Raw genomic sequence first — 14,984 nt, forward strand, 5'->3', positions numbered from 1 at the left:
TGTCGACCAGTGAATCGGACCGAGGAGTTCCTGACGGCGATCAGGCCACAGCTCGACGAGGTCGAGCTCGCCCTCCACAACGGGGACGCGACGGGTCGCGCGGCCATGTGGTCGCGAACCACGCCGCTCACCCTGTTCGGTGCCGCGATGAACGCGGTGGGCTGGGACCGGATCGGTCCGGTATTCGAGGCCCTGGGCCAGCAGTTTTCGAACTGCACGTCATATCGGAACGAGATTCTCGCGGCTGAGGCCTCCGGCGACCTGGCCTACGTAGTGGCCCTCGAGCACACCACCGCGTCGATCAACGGAGCCGACCCCACACCGTACGCACTGCGCGTGACCACGATCTTCCGGCGGGAGGGCGGCACGTGGAAGGTGGTGCACCGCCACGGTGATGGCATCGCTGGCGAAGACGCGGCCGCTGTCTCGGCGCTGAAGGCTCCTGGGGCCACGCTTCCGCCGGCTCAGACCACCCAGGGGAGTCGCGGTGGAGATTGAGCTGCGGGACTACGTCACGGCCCCGGGCCTCCTCGACGACTGGATCCGCGGCTGGAGCGAAGGCATCATGCCAATCCGTGAGCGGTGCGGGTTCCAGCTGCTGGGTGCATGGGTAGACCGCCCACAGAATCGGTTCGTCTGGGTGATCGGGTACTACGGCCCCGGCGGCTTCGACGCGGCGGAGGAGCGCTACCACTCCCTCGCCGAGCGGGGCGCCCTGCACCCGGAACCCTCGTCGTTCGTCCAGACCGCCGAGATCACCCGGGTGGCCCCCATCAGCCGGGACCGTGTTTGAGCGAAAGACCATGGAACTCAGGATCACTCGCAGGTCTGCGTGCAGAAACGCGGCGAAGTGACGCACGCGCCGGCGGAACGGCCAGTGTCTCTCGAGGAGGAGCACACCAAGCACCCATACGTCCTCACAACCGACCGTCTTGCGTAGACCTGCGAGTTTTGCCGAACCGCTTGACGAGCCCCGTGACTGGATCGATGGTGACTCCACCAGAGCAGGTCTCGTTTCGTGTTCCACAGGGGGAACGCATGCGCCGTACCGTCCTAGCTCTCACCGCTGTCTCCGCGCTGGCTCTGGGGCTGACCGCTCCACCCGCGATCGCCGAGAGCCCCGCGCCGATCCGGGCCACCATCGTCCCGGACGACGGCAGCGGCGCCCCACCGACCATCGGACCCAACGGGTCACTCACGACCCGCGACGGCCGGTCCATGGGAACCGTGACTCACCCGCACCTGCCCACCGGTGAGAAGCATCAGCCCTCATCGGCCGGCAAGGATGTGGGCCCGGCCCCCAAGGACGCGGTAGCGCGCACCACGCCGCCTGGTGCAGCAGCGGCCCTGGCCACCGACTCCCCCACTTCGTGGACCGTCCAGGACTACGAGAAGACCGCCATCAACGAGTGCATGGATGACCCCAGCAGCTACGGTGCCCGCCTCAACCCGCACTCGCACCTGTACACGTGCGGCGGTGTGAAGACGCGAATCCTCTTCTACGTCATCAACATGGGCGTCTATGAGGAGATCTCTTGGATCCCGGTGACGATAACGACCATTGGGTACACGATGACGCCTGGGCAGGACCCGCGATCCGTGCAGATCTACCACCTGTTCAAGTGGGGCGAGCCAACGGGTCCGCAGCCCGAGGTCGTGCTGACCCTGCCGGTGCGCATCACCACCAGCTGCACCCCGGGCGCCGCCGCGACCTCCTGCGTCAGCGACACCCCACAGGGCTTCACGATGACGGTGGCCGATTGGGTCGCTTCTCAATCCAATGCGACGTTCTCGTCCACCACGCCCGCGACGGACGGGTTCGGGGCAGGGCCGGACAGCTCGCCTTGTACAACGTGAGCACGTTCCTCGAGGTCGTCGGCGGCACCGGAATCACGTTCGGGCAGGGGGAGGTGCGATGCGATTGGGCTCGCGGCCTGACCAACACGACCGGGTGTGTGTTCCCAACCCCTACAAGGACACGTTCAGGCGCATCGACTTCAACGACCCGAACGTCTTCTTCTCCGTGGAGCACATCAACGACGCGCTCTACTTCCCGAACACGACCATTCCGCCGGCCAAGTCGAAGCTCATCCCCGGCCTGCGCAGCTCCGGCAACGTGCTCAGCCGCGCGGTGGAGCAGAAGTCGATCGACGCGAACCGGAACAAGTCCCAGCGGGCATGCAAGCAGTACGACCCCAACTATGCGGTCGCGGCCCAGCAGAACCTGCAGTGCGACGAGTACCCGTTCGCGTCCACCTACCAGGGTGCGGCCTCGAACATCTTCGACTTCTCCGTGCGCGAAATCCCGGGGCCTGACAACGACACCGCTGGCAGCTACCTGCGGGCCTTCTACCAGACCTTCCGCATCGCCGACGGCGACCCGTTCTGGGTCGAGCTGCGCAAGGACCCGCAATGAGCCACGCGACCGAGGTCGTCCTTCGCGCCAGCGGCGGGCACCTGACCCTGTTCGACGGCGCGTTGCGTGAGCACGCGATCATGGCGGTACTGCCTGCGCCGGGCGGCGCCGCCAGGGCCGGCGCGTCCGAGCTGCGGCTCCACGTTCACGCCGAGCTGGTTCCGCTGCGACTGCTCATCCGGGCCGGTACCGCGGACGAGCTCGGACCAGCCGTTGGCCTAGGGCCCATATCTGCCGGCGCCGACCGAGAACCGCTCGCCACCGTGCTTGAGACGACACTCGAGCTGCCCACCGGACGTCTCCTGCTGAACACCTCCGCCGGGGCGCAGGTGAGCCTGGATGACTTCACAGCCCCCACCGGAACCTGCCACGTCAGGGTCCGAACCCGCGGAGGGACGGCTGCCCGACGCATCCAGGAGGATCACCTTGATGCCGACACCGATGAGCTCATCGAGCAGGTGGGTCCCGAGGAGTGGACCGTTGACCTCTACCGCTGACATCACGCGCACCTGCCCCCGCTGGACCAAGATGGCCGTGCTGGCCGCGGCGACCGTCACCACGTGGGCGCTCTGCGGCTGTGGCGCCATCCCGACTCCGAGCGACGCCGCAGCCGGCGTGCACGTCACCACGGGCGCTGGAGTGTTCCCGGTCGACGGACCGGCAGCCCTCACGACGGAGGCGGCATCCGCGACAACTTCCGCGGGCGTGGCGTCGCGCATTCCGTCGGCGCCGGCCGCGTCCGAGCCGCCAGCCTCCACCGTGGGGGTACTACCCCCAGACCCGTGCGCAGCGATCCCCCGCTCACAGGTCGCCGCATGGGCCGGAGGTGACGGGTCAGCGACCATCACCGCTGGGCCGGCGCTGCAGCACAGCGACCGAACCGCCCCAGAGTGCTCGTGGCACCTCCCGGACACGATCGGCCGACAGCTGGGTATGGCCGCTGGCGCCGCCGGAAGTCCTGACGTGACTGTGACGCTGGCCCGCTACAGCAACCGTCGACATGGCGACGCCAAGTCCCCGTGGTGGCCGTCAGACCCCGACACGCTCGTCCAGACGTACTACGACGCCTACCAGCGCCCGGGCCCAGGTGACCCACTCGTGAAACTGCTCCACGGCCAGCCCAAGGCGGTCCAGAACGGGGCCACCACGCTGATCGCCCAGGACCGGCAGCGTTGGCTCATGGTCAGTTTCCACCGGTGCCGTCCCGCCGACTGCGCCAATCAGGCCACCACCTTCGCCCGGCAGCTCAGTGCGGCGATCACCGTCGGGCGCGTAACCGCCTGAGGCGCCGGGGTGCTGCCGGGCTACTCAGGAACACCGACACGACAGCAACCCGTTCGAGGCAGGCACGAGGGTCCTGCGCTGGGTACCCGGTCGCCAGACGTAGCAGGCGCACGATCACACCGTAGGTGCGACGCAGGCTCGTGCGTATCCGTGTGGAGAACATGGCGCGGCGCCGTAGAAACGTCCGCAGTTCGCTGAAACACCGCCGTCCCGCTCTTGCTGTCCGCGGTCGTTCGTCTGGCGGCGGTGTGGGGCCCGGTGGGAGGGACGGCGGCGAGGGCTGACGGCGCCAACAGGGCGCCCATGCCGACAGCTGAAAGTGGATGAGTCGGCCGGTACGCCGGGTTCTGTCCCGCGGCGCCGTTACCGGCATCCGCGGTGGCGGCCATCCATCTAGGCCGACCATTGCTGGCCGGCTCGAGCGTCCTACCCGCACACTCGACCGGGCCGGTCTCCCGACGCCCGAGGGCGTCGATCGTGCGCTGTCTGGACTTGCTCCGGGTGGGGTTTACCGAGCCGCTCCAGTCACCTGGAGCGCTGGTGGTCTCTTACACCACCGTTTCACCCTTACCGGGGGCCGAGGCCTCCGGCGGTCTGTTCTCTGTGGCACTGTCCCGCGGGTCACCCCGGGTGGCTGTTGGCCACCACCCTGCCCTTCGGAGCCCGGACGTTCCTCGGCAGGGCCGAAGCCCTGACGCGACCGCCTGGCCGACTCATCCGCGCACCAGCATAGGGGCCCCGACGCGTCGGGCCCCAACCAGCACAGGCCCGCCGGCGTCAGGCGACGCGTCGGAAGCCGACGAGCGCGACGTCGTCGTGTCGTTCCGGGTCGGTCACGGCATCGACGAGGGCGTCGAGGAGATCGTCGAGGTCGGCGTCGGCCGCGATGTCGCGGAAGTGCTGCTCGGCGGTGCCCCGCAGCCGCTCCAGGCCGATGTCGATGCCTTCCCCGCGACGCTCGACGAGGCCGTCGGTGTAGAGGAGCAGCACGTCACCGACGCCGAAGGGCAGGGTGACGACAGGGCGGGGAACCGTGCCGAGGCCGTGCAGCGGCGAGCCGTCCTCGATGTAGCGGCCCTCCCCGCCACGGATCAGCAGGGGCGGCGGGTGACCGGCGACGGTCATCGACAACGTGTCGGCGGCCGGGTCGAAGAGCACGTACACGGCCGAAGCCATCGGCGTCGGCGCCTCGACCGCCATGAGCCGGTCGACGGCGCGGGCGAGGGCGTCCGGCTCGGGGTGCTGGGTGGCGAGCACGCGGACCGCAGAGCGCATCCGCGAGCCGCCCAGCGCTGCGTCGACGCCGCGTCCCATGACGTCGCCCACGACGGCGACGAGTCGCTGGTCCTCCAGGGCTGCGACGTCGTAGTAGTCGCCGCCGATGTCGGTGCGGCCGGCCTGGCGGTACACCGCGCCGAACCCCCAGCCTTCAACGTCGGGCAGCTCCTGCGGCAGCAGCGTCGCCTGCAACACGGCGGCGGTGCGGCGGGTCTGCGAGTAAAGGTCGGCGTTGTCGATGGCCACGCCCGCGCGCCGGGCCAGGTCCTCGGCGAAGACGATGTCCTCGGGCGTGTACCGGCGACCGGACTCTGCGGCCACGAACGTCAGCACGCCGAGCACCCGATCCCTAGCGATCAGCGGTACCGACATCGCACTCTGCAGGCCCAGCTCGCGAGCGATGCGCAGGTGCTCCTCGTCGCGCGCCGACGCCACGAGCATCTCGTCGGTCACGGTCTCGACGAGCAGGCTCGTGCCGGACCGGACGACCTCCGAGACGCCACCGGGTCGTTCGAGGTCGGGCGGCCAGCGCGTCTCGAGCTCCTTGGCGAGGGCCACCTTGGCAGGGTCGACGTGGGCCACGGCAAGCGTGCGCAGGACGCCGTCGTCGATGAGCTGCACCGAGCACCAGTCGGCATGGGTCGGCACGGCCAGCGAGGCGACCTGGCGCAGGGTCTCTCGGTAGTCGAGGCTGCCGGCGAGGGCCTGCGAGGCGTCGGCGAGGAACTCCAGCTGGGCGGCCCGCGCGGCGCTCTCCTCCTCGGCCCGAAGCCTCAGGATCGTCTGGGCGCACATGTCCGCGAGCACCCCGAGCACCGCGACCTCCTCGGCGTCGGGTGGCCCGACGCGCCCGTCGAAGCGGAAGGCGACGGCACCCACGACGTCCCCCGTCGGGCGTGACACGAGCGGCAGGGTGATGTTCGAGCGTTCGGTGCCGTCGTCCTCGACGTCTGGGTAGCGGGCGAGCATGTCGGCCCGGCTCTCGACGACGACGGTGCGGTCGAGCCGCACGGCGTCGGTCATCGGGGTGGGCTGGGCCAGGTCGAAGACGGCCCACTGGCGGGCCAGCCTGCGACTCATCCCGTGCGTGCCGACGGTCCGCAGGCGGTCGGGACCGTCGCGCAGCGCGACCATCGCGCGCGAGGCGCCGATGACCCCCGACGCGCGCTCGGTGACGATCTCGGTGAGGTCGTCCATCGTCGTCGCGGACGCGAGGTCGGCGACGATGCGCGCGAGGGCGGCGATGCGTGGCGCGACGGCTGTTGTGCCGCCGCCGGCACCTGGCTCCGTCGCGCTCATGCGCACATCTTGGCAGTTGGCCGCGTCGTCGTCCCCGATACGGACGACGGAGTGCCACCATGGAGGGGTGACCACGCCGACGGTGGACGGCGACACCGAGCTCGCCCGCCTCGACTTCGGCCCGGACGACCTGCGCCGGGTCCGCGAGGTCGTACGGTCGATCACCGAGGACCGGGTCCCGGACCGCGTCGGCGATGCCGAGATGGCGGTGCACGAGGTCGCCGTGAACAGCATCGTCCACGGCGGCGGGCACGGTCACCTGCGCATCGACGCGGTCGACGAGTCGCTCGTGTTCACCGTCGAGGACTCCGACGGCACCGGCTCGACGCCGATGGTGCGCGAGGCCGGTCACGAGGCCCTCAGCGGGCGTGGCCTGTGGATCGCCGAGTGCCTGACCGACCGTCTCGTCATCGAGTCGACGCCCGAACGCACGACGGTGCGGCTGCACGTCGATCTCCCGAGTCGCCGGCCCGCTCGCTAGGCGCCTGCGGGCCGCGTGCGGGCTGCGCGCTGGCGTCAGGTGGGCCGAGTGCGGACCCCGTCCGCGGCCAGACGCGTGTCCGGGTAGGTCCCGGCCCTCAGTGGACGGCGTGGTCCGGCGTCGGCGACGTGTCGACGTCGATGACCTGGTCGAGCCTCGTGAGGCGCACGAGACGCAACGACACCCCGTCGCACAGGAGCCGCAGCGTGGCTCCGGCCGCGCGGGCCCGGTGGTAGAGCCCGATGACGGCGCCGAGACCCGAGGAGTCGAGGAACGTGACGTCGCGAAGGTCGACGACGACGGTGGAGCCCGGTGCGAGGGCGACCGCGTCGAATGCGGCGCGCACGTCGGGCACGGTGTAGGTGTCGACCTCCCCGGCCAGCCGCACGAGGCTGCTGCCGTCCGCACTCGAGACCGAGACGTCCACCTGGATCCTCCACTCCCCCCGGACCATCCCCACCGTAGGCCCGCGAACCTGTCGCCGTCACCGGTTTCCGGGGGCCGTGTTCCCGCCCACGACCGCAACCGGCCCTGCGTGAGGCCCGCGTGTGACCCGAGTCACAGATCGCCACAGACGTCAACGATCCCGGCGCGTCGCTCGTCGTCCTTGGGAGGGACGGTGCGCACGTCCCTTCTCGTCAACGTGGACGTGGACCGCCCCGCAACCGGAGACCAGCCCTGAGGACGATGACCCAGACCGCTCCCCCGACCACCCGCCCCTCTGCCGACGACACCCAGGTGCTCGCCGCCGACCGCACGACCGAGCTGCCGCTCGCGACGCGCGACGACGACTCCCCTCGCTCGCGCCTGCTCGACCTCTCGCTGACCCAGATCCTCGGCGGCTCCCTCGCCGCCGCCACCGCGGCCGCCCTCGGCTCGCGGCTCGGCCTGCCCGGCACGATCGCCGGCGCTGCCATCGGTTCGGTCATCACCGCTGTCGCCGCGAACCTCTACACGAACTCGATGGCCCGCGCGCGTGAGGCCGTCGTGCTCGCCCGCGCGTACAACCGGGGGGCCGTCGAGTCGCGCCGCCCCGACTGGTGGCGCCTGCCCGACCGCACCGGAGCGCGGCGCCTGCTCGCGACCACCGGCGCCCTCTTCGCGGTCGCCGCCGCCTTCCTCACCGGGGTCCAGCTGACCACGGGCGCCCAGGTGACGGGCACGACGATCGGCCGCAGCGCCGCTGCCGCCCCCGTCGTCGAGGCGCCGCCCGGCTCCGACGCGTCGGGCACGTCCGGCTCCACGGGCACCGACGCGCGGAACGCGTCCACCGCCCAGACGCCGACGAGCCCCACCACGGGCACACCGGCACCCGCGGCCACCACCGACGCGCCCGCGTCGGGTGGCGCCGCCGGAGCCGCGGGGACGGGCACCGCCGGCTCGACCGCCACGTCGACGCCGGACGCGTCGTCGACCGGCACGTCCACCCCGACCGCACCGGCGGGCGGCACCGACGCGCAGCCATCCGGCACGCTGCCGGCCAACCCGGCAAACCCGGTTCAGCCGACGCCCTGACGCGTCCGGCCTCGCATCATCCCGGCCCCGCACCGAACGACTCGTTCGGTCGCCAGGTACCGGGTGGGTCAGAGCGTTGGTGGAGTGGGCGCGGCGCCGCTGGAGCTCAGACGAGAGTGAGCCCGACGTCGCCGGTCGACACGTCGGCCGCCTCGACGCGCACCCGGACCGAGTCGCCCGGACGCGCCGTGCCGGTGGCCTTGGCGACGATCGCGAGGTCGATGAGCTGCACGACGACGCCCTTGCCGTTGACGTCGACGACGACCGCGTCGAGCACCGCGCCCAGGTGGCCCGCGAGCTCGGCGGCCTCGACGGCGTCGGTGCAGGCCCGCTCCACCTGGCCCGCGCGTCGGTCGGAGGCTGCCATGACCTCCGGCAGCGCGGCGAGCGCCTCACGGGCCCAAGCCGGCACGTCGCTCCCCGCCGACAGGGCCTCGCAGACGACGAGGCCGAAGCGGTCGACGAGCCGGCGCAGCGGCGCAGTGACGTGGGCGTACGGGTTCGCCACCGCGGCGTGGTCGGGCTGGTCCGGCACGGTGCCGTCGAAGGGTGTGTAGCCGGCACCGCGGAACAGCGACGTCGCCTCGTGGATGAGAGCCAGGTGCCGGGGGTCGGCGCGGTCGAGGGTGCGGAGGAACTCGCCGTACGCGAGCCCCTTCGGCCACGGGACCCCGGCGGCCGCGGCCTGGTGGCGGAACCGCGCGAGGTCGCGCTGGTCGGGCGTCGGCATGGTGCGCAGGATGCCGATCTTCCCGCGGAGCATGAGGTCGGCCGCGCCCATGCCGGTCAGCAGCGAGATCTGCGCATTCCAGTCCTCGGAGGCGAGCAGCGGCCGGAACGAGATCGTGAACCCGCCCGAGCCGTCCTCCTGGACCTCCTGCTCGGGCATCGGCAGGGACGCCCCACCGCGCTTGCGCTCGAGGGCGATCCGCTTCTCGCCGACCTCCTTGAGCAGCACGAGGACGTCCTCGGCGGTGCCGGCGTCGACGGCCTGCTGCACCTCGGCGTAGTCGTAGCGCCGGACGCTGCGCACCAGGGCCCGGAAGACCTCGACCGCGGTGCCCTCGCCGTCGGCGTCGAGCGTGATGTCCCAGACGAACGCGGGTCGCACCTGGTCGGGCAGCAGGCTCGCCGCCCCCTCGCTCAGCTCCTTCGGGTGCAGCAGCACCCGCTCGTCAGGGCAGTAGACCGTCTGGCCCCGCCGGCGCGCCTCGGTGTCGACGGCTCCTCCGGCCCGCACGAAGGCCGGGACGTCGGCGATGGCGTAGCGGACCCGGAAACCGTCGCCGGCGCGCTCGATGTGCATCGCCTGGTCGAGGTCCATCGAGGACGGCGGGTCGATGGTGACGAACGGGACCGCGGTCTCGTCACGCTCGGGCAGCTGCGCAGCGCCGGCCGCCGTCGCGGCCTCCGCGACGACGTCTGGCGGGAACGCGTCGGGCAGCTTCGCCTCGCGCCGGATCTCCCCGAACCGCGCGGTCAGGGCCTGGGCCACGTCTCCCGGCGTCGGCGCCGGGTGGAAGACGATATGTCTCGAGGGCATGGCGCCACCCTATGCACGCGCCGTCCTCAGCGGAGCCGACGCACCAACGCCGTTCGACGCGTCGGCCGACGTGCCAGCGGCGTCCGGCGCGGCGCGTCGCGGGAGGGGCGCGCCTGCCCCAGCCCGGAGTCCCTAGGCTGGCCCCCGTGCTCATCCTCCTGCCCCCGTCCGAGGGCAAGACCCCGGCCCGCCGGGGACGACCGCTCGACCTCGGCTCCCTGTCCTTCCCCGAGCTGACGCCGCTGCGCGAGGACGCCGTGCGCGCCGTCGCCGCCGTCAGCGCCGAGCCGGGGGCGCCCGAGGTGCTGGGCGTCAGCCCCAACCTCGTCGAGGAGGTCGAGCGCAACACGCGCCTGCTCACCGGCCCGGCCCGGGTCGCCGCCGACGTGTACTCGGGCGTCCTCTACAAGGCGCTCGACCTGCCGAGCCTCGACGCCGCCGCCCGCCGCCGCGCCAACCGCAGCATCGTCGTCATGTCAGCCCTCTTCGGCGCGGTGCGGCTCACCGACCGCATCCCCGCCTACCGCGTCCACGCCTGCGCCGACCTGCCCGGCATCGGCCACCTCGAGCGGGTCTGGCGCCCCCACCTCGCGCCCGTGCTCGAACGCGCTGCCGGCGAGCGCGGCCTCGTCGTCGACTGCCGCTCCAGCACCTACGCGTCGATGTGGCGTCCGCCGGCGCACGTCGCCCGCCGCACCGTCCACGTCACGGTCCCGGGGGCCTCGCACATGGCCAAGCACACCCGCGGCCTCGTCACGCGCGACCTCGTCGGCCGCGAGGCCCCGCGGACGCCGGAGGCCCTGGCCGACGCACTGTCCGAGCGTTTCGCGGTGACCCTCACCCCGCCCGAGCGGCCCGGCAAGACGTGGCAGCTGGCCGCGACGGCGAAGGACTGATGCCGTGCTCGACCTCGCGCAGCTCGTCGACCGGGTGGCCCCGATCCTCGTCTTCCTCGTGGCCATCACACTCGTCGCCGAGCTCTGCGACCAGGCGGGCCTCTTCGACGAGGCCGCACACTGGGCCGCGCGCCTGGCCCGCGGTCGGGTCGCCGTGCTGTGGCTGCTCGTCGTCGCCCTCGCGGTCGTCTCCACCGTCGTGCTCAGCCTCGACACGACGGCGGTGCTGCTGACCCCGGTGGCCGTGACCGTCGCCCGGCAGGTGGGGGCGCCGCCCCTGCCGTTCGCGATGACGACGCTGTGGCTGGCCAACACCGCCTCGCTGCTGCTGCCGGTGTCGAACCTGACGAACCTGTTGTCCCTGCACCCGTTCGCCGAGCTCGGCGTCTCGACGTGGGGCTACATCCGGCTCCTCGCGCCCCCAGCCGTCGTGGCCGTGGCCGGCACGATGGCCGTGCTCTGGCTGCTGCACCGCACCGAGCTGCGCGGCCGCTACGACACCCCGCCGCGCGCCGAGCCGCACGACCACCTCCTCATGGTGATCACGGCGTGGACGTGCGGGGCCCTGGCCGTCGCGTTCGTCGCCGGGATCCAGCCGGCCCTCGCCTCGGTCCCCGCGGCGCTCTTCCTGCTCGCCGCCACGTACTGGCGAGCTCCCGTGCTGCTGCGCCGCATCAAGATGCCGTGGCTCACCGTCATGGGCATCTGCGTGCTGTTCCTCGCCGTCGACGCCGCCCTGCGCGCCGGGCTCGAGGAGTGGCTGCACACCCTCGTCGGCGAGGGGACGGGCGTCACGGCCCTGCTGCGCATCAGCGGCCTCGGGGCCCTGGCCGCCAACGGGATCAACAACCTCCCGGCCTACCTCGCGCTGGAGCCGACCGTCACCGACGCCCCGGCCCGTCTTGCGGCCCTGCTCGTCGGCGTCAACGCCGGCCCCCTCGTCACGATGTGGGGTTCGGTGGCGACGCTGCTCTGGGCCCAGCGGTGCCGCTCGGCCGGGCTCACCGTCGACGCCGGTCGCGTGGCCCGAACCGGCCTGCTGTGCGCGGTCGTGGTCGTCGGCGCCGCGACCCTGACGCTCGCCGCGACGGCCTGAACGGTCCGCGCGTCGCCAGGACCCACTGGCCCGCCGGCCCCGGGGGCACCCGGGCCGGGGGACGACGACCTACAGTGGGCGCGTGCCCGACGGATTCGACGACGACTGGTCGGCCACCGTGTGTGCCGCCCTCGACAGCCTGTTCCTCGGCGCCTCCGCGGGGTTCTCCCGCAGCTCACCCGGACAGCCCCGTGACGGCGTCGTCTCGGACATGCTCTGGGAGGCCGACCCGCTCCGGTTCGCCGAGCGTTACCCCGACAGCGGAGTCGTGGAGTCGTACGGGGCGGGGTGGCCGCCGCCGTGCATCGACTACTGGGTCTACGTCGACGTCCCGACCCGCCTCGCGATGCTGTCGACGGAGGGCTGGACGGGTGACCACCGACCCGTCGAGCTGTCGGGCCGTGGCGCCGTCGACGCCCGTCGCCTCGCTGCGGCCCTCGGGGAGATCCTCTCCGTCCCGGCCGAGGACTGATCGCGTCCGTCCAGCCACTCGCGCCGGCCCTCCGCGTGGACGCCGTCAGCCGAGAGCGCGGCCCAGGTCGTCGACGAGGTCGCGGACGTCCTCGAGGCCGACCGACACCCGCAGGACGCCATCGGTGATGCCGACCGCGGCGCGCGCCTCCGGCGTCAGCCGTCGGTGGGTCGTCGTGGCCGGGTGCGTGATGAGCGACTTGGAGTCACCGAGGTTGTTTGAGATGTCGATGACCTGGAGGGCGTTCATGAGCGTGAAGGCCTCGTCCTTGCCGCCGTCCAGCTCGAACGTCACCACGGTGCCGGCCGCCAGCATCTGGCGCCTGGCGAGCTCGTGCTGAGGATGCGAGGGCAGGAACGGGTGCACAACGCGCGTCACTCGCGGGTGCGACTCGAGGAACCGGGCCACCTCGAGAGCACTGGCCGCCATCCGCTCGACACGCAGCGACATCGTCTCCAGGCCCTTGACGAGGACCCACGCGTTGAAGGGCGACATCGACGGGCCGGTGTGCCGCATCAGGTTCTGCACCGGGCCGTCGACGAACTCCTTGGGCCCGAGCACCGCACCGCCGAGCACCCGGCCCTGGCCGTCGATGTGCTTGGTCGCGGAGTAGACGACGATGTCGGCGCCGTGCTCGAGCGGCTTGCTGAACACCGGCGTGCCGAAGACGTTGTCGACGACGACCTTCGCGCCGGCGGCGTGGGCCAGCTCGCTGACCGCGGCGATGTCGACGAGCTCCTGCATCGGGTTGCTCGGCGTCTCGAAGAAGACGGCCGTCGTCGGCTCCGAGAGTGCCTCGCGCCACTGGTCGAGGTCGGGCCCGTCGACGAACACCGTCTCGACGCCCCAGCGCGGCAGGATCTCGTCGAGGATGACGAAGCACGAGCCGAAGAGGGCGCGGGAGGACACGACGCGGTCGCCCTGGCCGAGCAGCGCCGCCAGTGCGACGAAGACCGCGGACATGCCCGACCCGGTGGCGAAGCACGCCTCGGCGCCCTCGATCTGGCGCAGCCGTTCCTCGAACATCGAGACGGTCGGGTTGCCGTAGCGGGAGTAGACGAAGCGGTCGACGTCGCCCTTAAAGGCCGCCTCGGCGTCCTCGGCGGTGTCGTACACGAAGCCCGAGGTCAGGTAGAGGCCCTCGGACGTCTCCTCGAACCCGCTGCGGGACAGGCCTGCCCGCACCGCGAGGGTGTCGGGCCGCCAGCTCTGCGTCGCGTCGGTGCCGGTGTCGCTCATCCCTGCACCCACGGCAGGCCCGCGACCTTCCAGCCTGAGACGGCGCGGTGGCGCTGCGCGTCGTGCGGGCCCTCGAAGCCCTCGAGGACGTTGCGCGACTGAGCCCAACCAGCCGCGGTCGCGGCCTCGGCGGCGCTCACCGAGCGCACGCCCGAGCGGCAGAGGAAGTAGACGGGCTGCTCCTTGTCGACGCCGGCCTCGGCCAGCTCGTCGACGAAGCGCTCGTTGACCCGGCCGTCGGGGTAGGACTGCCACTCGACGAGCACGACGTCCTTGCCGACCTCGCCGAGGTCGGGCAGGCCGACATAGGACCACTCCGCACTCGTGCGCACGTCGACGAGCACCGCACCCGGCTCGTCGCGCAGGGCCGCCCAGGCCTGCTCGGGGGTCACGTCACCGGCGTAGCTCATGCAGCGAATATCGCACAGCGTCCGTCAGGCGAGATGGTCGGTCCGATTGGTGAAAGCCACCGACGCGGAGCCGTCCTCCCAGACCTCGACGGCCGACAGGCTCCCGGGCGCGGTCGCCAGCGCCCAGAACCGCTCCGTGGGCGTCGCGAGGACGTCGCCGAGCACCGACAGCACCCCGCGGCGGGAGGTGACGACGACGACGGTGCCGCCCTCCGCGCGGAGGCCCCGGTAGGCCCCGCGGACGGCGTCGTCGGCGCCCTCACCGGGTGCGGTGCCGTCCCACGCGTCGGTCGTGTCGACGGACGCGTCGAGCGCCGCCCCGACCGCCTCGGCCAGGGCGGCGGCCGGGGGTTCGGCCGAGCCGACGACCCGGGCGTCTTCACCGACGAGCCGCTGCACCGCGCGCGCGATCCGTGGCCCGACGCTCTCGTCGTAGGGCACCTGCACGAGCAGGAGCCGCAGCGGCCGCGTCGACGCGCCACCGGGCAGCTGCGAGGACGCCGAGGCGGCGACGGCGCCGGCCGCGTCGGCAGCGTGCTCGAGCACGACGGACGCGTCGGCGCCCTCCGACCCCGCACCGCCCTCGAGGACGCGTCGGACGCTCTTGCCGTCCATCGCGTCGTTGCTCAGGGCGTCGGCCGCCTTGTTCTTCTCGCGCGGCACCCACTCGAACTGCACCGAGCCGCCCGCGTCGGCGATGCGGCGCACCACCTCGCGCGCCTCGAGCGCCAGGCGGCGCATGTCCTCGTGCTTGATCTTCCAGCGGCCCGACATCTGCTCGACGACGAGCTTGGAGTCCAACCGCGCGACGACGTGCGGCCCGGTGGCCAGCTCGGCGGCGGCCGTCAACCCTGCGACGAGTCCGGAGTACTCGGCCACGTTGTTGCTCTGCTGACCGAGCGGCTCGGCCAGCTCGACGAGGACCGCCCCGGTCGCGGCGTCGCGCACGAGGGCGCCGTAGCCGGCGACGCCGGGGTTGCCCCGCGACCCGCCGTCGGCCTCGACGACGAGGCGACGCCCGGAGGTCGCCGAGGCCCCGGTCACGCGCTGCGCTC

The 14,984-nt window shown here is 72.3% G+C and carries 17 protein-coding genes and 1 other RNA gene; 11 read left to right on the forward strand and 7 right to left on the reverse strand.

Annotated features, from left to right (window positions below):
• The first annotated feature begins 9 nt into the window (after window positions 1-9).
• The 6 genes from RY076_RS14125 to RY076_RS14150 all read left to right on the forward strand — a co-directional run bounded on the left by RY076_RS14125 (window position 10) and on the right by RY076_RS14150 (window position 3,700).
• Complete coding sequence (locus tag RY076_RS14125; protein ID WP_323099145.1) at window positions 10-498, forward strand: YybH family protein; 489 nt, start codon at window positions 10-12, stop codon at window positions 496-498.
• On the forward strand, window positions 488-793 hold the full coding sequence (locus tag RY076_RS14130; RefSeq protein ID WP_323099147.1) for an NIPSNAP family protein: 306 nt from the start codon (window positions 488-490) through the stop codon (window positions 791-793). Before RY076_RS14125 ends, RY076_RS14130 begins: the two co-directional genes overlap by 11 nt.
• A gap of 245 nt (window positions 794-1,038) precedes the next feature.
• Window positions 1,039-1,857 (forward strand): hypothetical protein, encoded by an 819-nt coding sequence (locus RY076_RS14135; protein ID WP_323099150.1) that lies wholly within the window; start codon window positions 1,039-1,041, stop codon window positions 1,855-1,857.
• Between the two features lie 94 nt (window positions 1,858-1,951).
• Window positions 1,952-2,416 carry a NucA/NucB deoxyribonuclease domain-containing protein gene (locus tag RY076_RS14140; RefSeq protein WP_323099153.1) on the forward strand — a complete coding sequence of 155 codons (465 nt, stop codon included), beginning with the start codon at window positions 1,952-1,954 and terminating at the stop codon, window positions 2,414-2,416.
• Window positions 2,413-2,913, forward strand: a complete 501-nt coding sequence (locus tag RY076_RS14145) for a hypothetical protein (RefSeq protein WP_323099157.1) — start codon at window positions 2,413-2,415, stop codon at window positions 2,911-2,913. The genes RY076_RS14140 and RY076_RS14145 overlap by 4 nt, the downstream gene beginning before the upstream one ends.
• Window positions 2,914-3,379: 466 nt before the next feature.
• Window positions 3,380-3,700, forward strand: a complete 321-nt coding sequence (locus RY076_RS14150) for a hypothetical protein (protein ID WP_323099158.1) — start codon at window positions 3,380-3,382, stop codon at window positions 3,698-3,700.
• Window positions 3,701-4,020: 320 nt separating this feature from the next.
• Here RY076_RS14150 and rnpB read toward each other — a convergent pair.
• Together rnpB and RY076_RS14160 are read right to left on the reverse strand one after the other, a co-directional pair.
• Window positions 4,021-4,416, reverse strand: an RNA gene (rnpB, locus tag RY076_RS14155) — RNase P RNA component class A.
• A gap of 61 nt (window positions 4,417-4,477) precedes the next feature.
• A complete protein-coding gene (locus RY076_RS14160) occupies window positions 4,478-6,277 on the reverse strand; it encodes a GAF domain-containing SpoIIE family protein phosphatase (protein ID WP_323099161.1) in 1,800 nt (599 codons plus the stop codon).
• A gap of 67 nt (window positions 6,278-6,344) precedes the next feature.
• Here RY076_RS14160 and RY076_RS14165 point away from each other — a divergent pair, with 67 nt between their 5' ends.
• On the forward strand, window positions 6,345-6,758 hold the full coding sequence (locus tag RY076_RS14165; protein ID WP_323099162.1) for an ATP-binding protein: 414 nt from the start codon (window positions 6,345-6,347) through the stop codon (window positions 6,756-6,758).
• Window positions 6,759-6,855: 97 nt separating this feature from the next.
• Here the strand turns inward: RY076_RS14165 and RY076_RS14170 are convergent, their stop codons facing one another.
• Window positions 6,856-7,185 (reverse strand): STAS domain-containing protein, encoded by a 330-nt coding sequence (locus RY076_RS14170; RefSeq protein ID WP_323099164.1) that lies wholly within the window; start codon window positions 7,183-7,185, stop codon window positions 6,856-6,858.
• A gap of 260 nt (window positions 7,186-7,445) precedes the next feature.
• Between RY076_RS14170 and RY076_RS14175 the strand changes: the two genes are divergently transcribed.
• The gene (locus RY076_RS14175; RefSeq protein ID WP_323099165.1) at window positions 7,446-8,273 is read left to right on the forward strand and encodes a hypothetical protein; all 828 of its coding nucleotides are present in this window, start codon (window positions 7,446-7,448) and stop codon (window positions 8,271-8,273) included.
• Window positions 8,274-8,379: 106 nt separating this feature from the next.
• Here RY076_RS14175 and RY076_RS14180 read toward each other — a convergent pair whose 3' ends face one another.
• On the reverse strand, window positions 8,380-9,816 hold the full coding sequence (locus tag RY076_RS14180) for an RNB domain-containing ribonuclease (RefSeq protein WP_323099167.1): 1,437 nt from the start codon (window positions 9,814-9,816) through the stop codon (window positions 8,380-8,382).
• Between the two features lie 146 nt (window positions 9,817-9,962).
• Between RY076_RS14180 and RY076_RS14185 the strand changes: the two genes are divergently transcribed.
• From RY076_RS14185 to RY076_RS14195, 3 genes are all read left to right on the forward strand, one after another.
• Window positions 9,963-10,712, forward strand: a complete 750-nt coding sequence (locus RY076_RS14185; RefSeq protein WP_323099169.1) for a YaaA family protein — start codon at window positions 9,963-9,965, stop codon at window positions 10,710-10,712.
• Between the two features lie 4 nt (window positions 10,713-10,716).
• A complete protein-coding gene (locus tag RY076_RS14190; RefSeq protein WP_323099171.1) occupies window positions 10,717-11,808 on the forward strand; it encodes an ArsB/NhaD family transporter in 1,092 nt (363 codons plus the stop codon).
• A gap of 82 nt (window positions 11,809-11,890) precedes the next feature.
• Window positions 11,891-12,280 (forward strand): hypothetical protein, encoded by a 390-nt coding sequence (locus tag RY076_RS14195; RefSeq protein ID WP_323099172.1) that lies wholly within the window; start codon window positions 11,891-11,893, stop codon window positions 12,278-12,280.
• Between the two features lie 45 nt (window positions 12,281-12,325).
• Here the strand turns inward: RY076_RS14195 and RY076_RS14200 are convergent, their stop codons facing one another.
• The 3 genes from RY076_RS14200 to RY076_RS14210 are packed head-to-tail and all read right to left on the reverse strand — an operon-like array spanning window position 12,326 to window position 14,973.
• Complete coding sequence (locus RY076_RS14200) at window positions 12,326-13,519, reverse strand: O-succinylhomoserine sulfhydrylase (RefSeq protein ID WP_323099174.1); 1,194 nt, start codon at window positions 13,517-13,519, stop codon at window positions 12,326-12,328.
• Window positions 13,516-13,929, reverse strand: a complete 414-nt coding sequence (locus RY076_RS14205) for a rhodanese-like domain-containing protein (protein WP_323099175.1) — start codon at window positions 13,927-13,929, stop codon at window positions 13,516-13,518. The genes RY076_RS14200 and RY076_RS14205 overlap by 4 nt, the downstream gene beginning before the upstream one ends.
• 24 nt (window positions 13,930-13,953) lie before the next feature.
• Window positions 13,954-14,973 (reverse strand): reverse transcriptase-like protein, encoded by a 1,020-nt coding sequence (locus RY076_RS14210; RefSeq protein ID WP_323099177.1) that lies wholly within the window; start codon window positions 14,971-14,973, stop codon window positions 13,954-13,956.
• Window positions 14,974-14,984 lie beyond the last annotated feature (11 nt).

Origin of the sequence: Intrasporangium zincisolvens, from assembly GCF_034724055.1 — a bacterium.
In the GTDB taxonomy this organism is placed as follows: Bacteria; Actinomycetota; Actinomycetes; order Actinomycetales; family Dermatophilaceae; genus Monashia; species Monashia zincisolvens.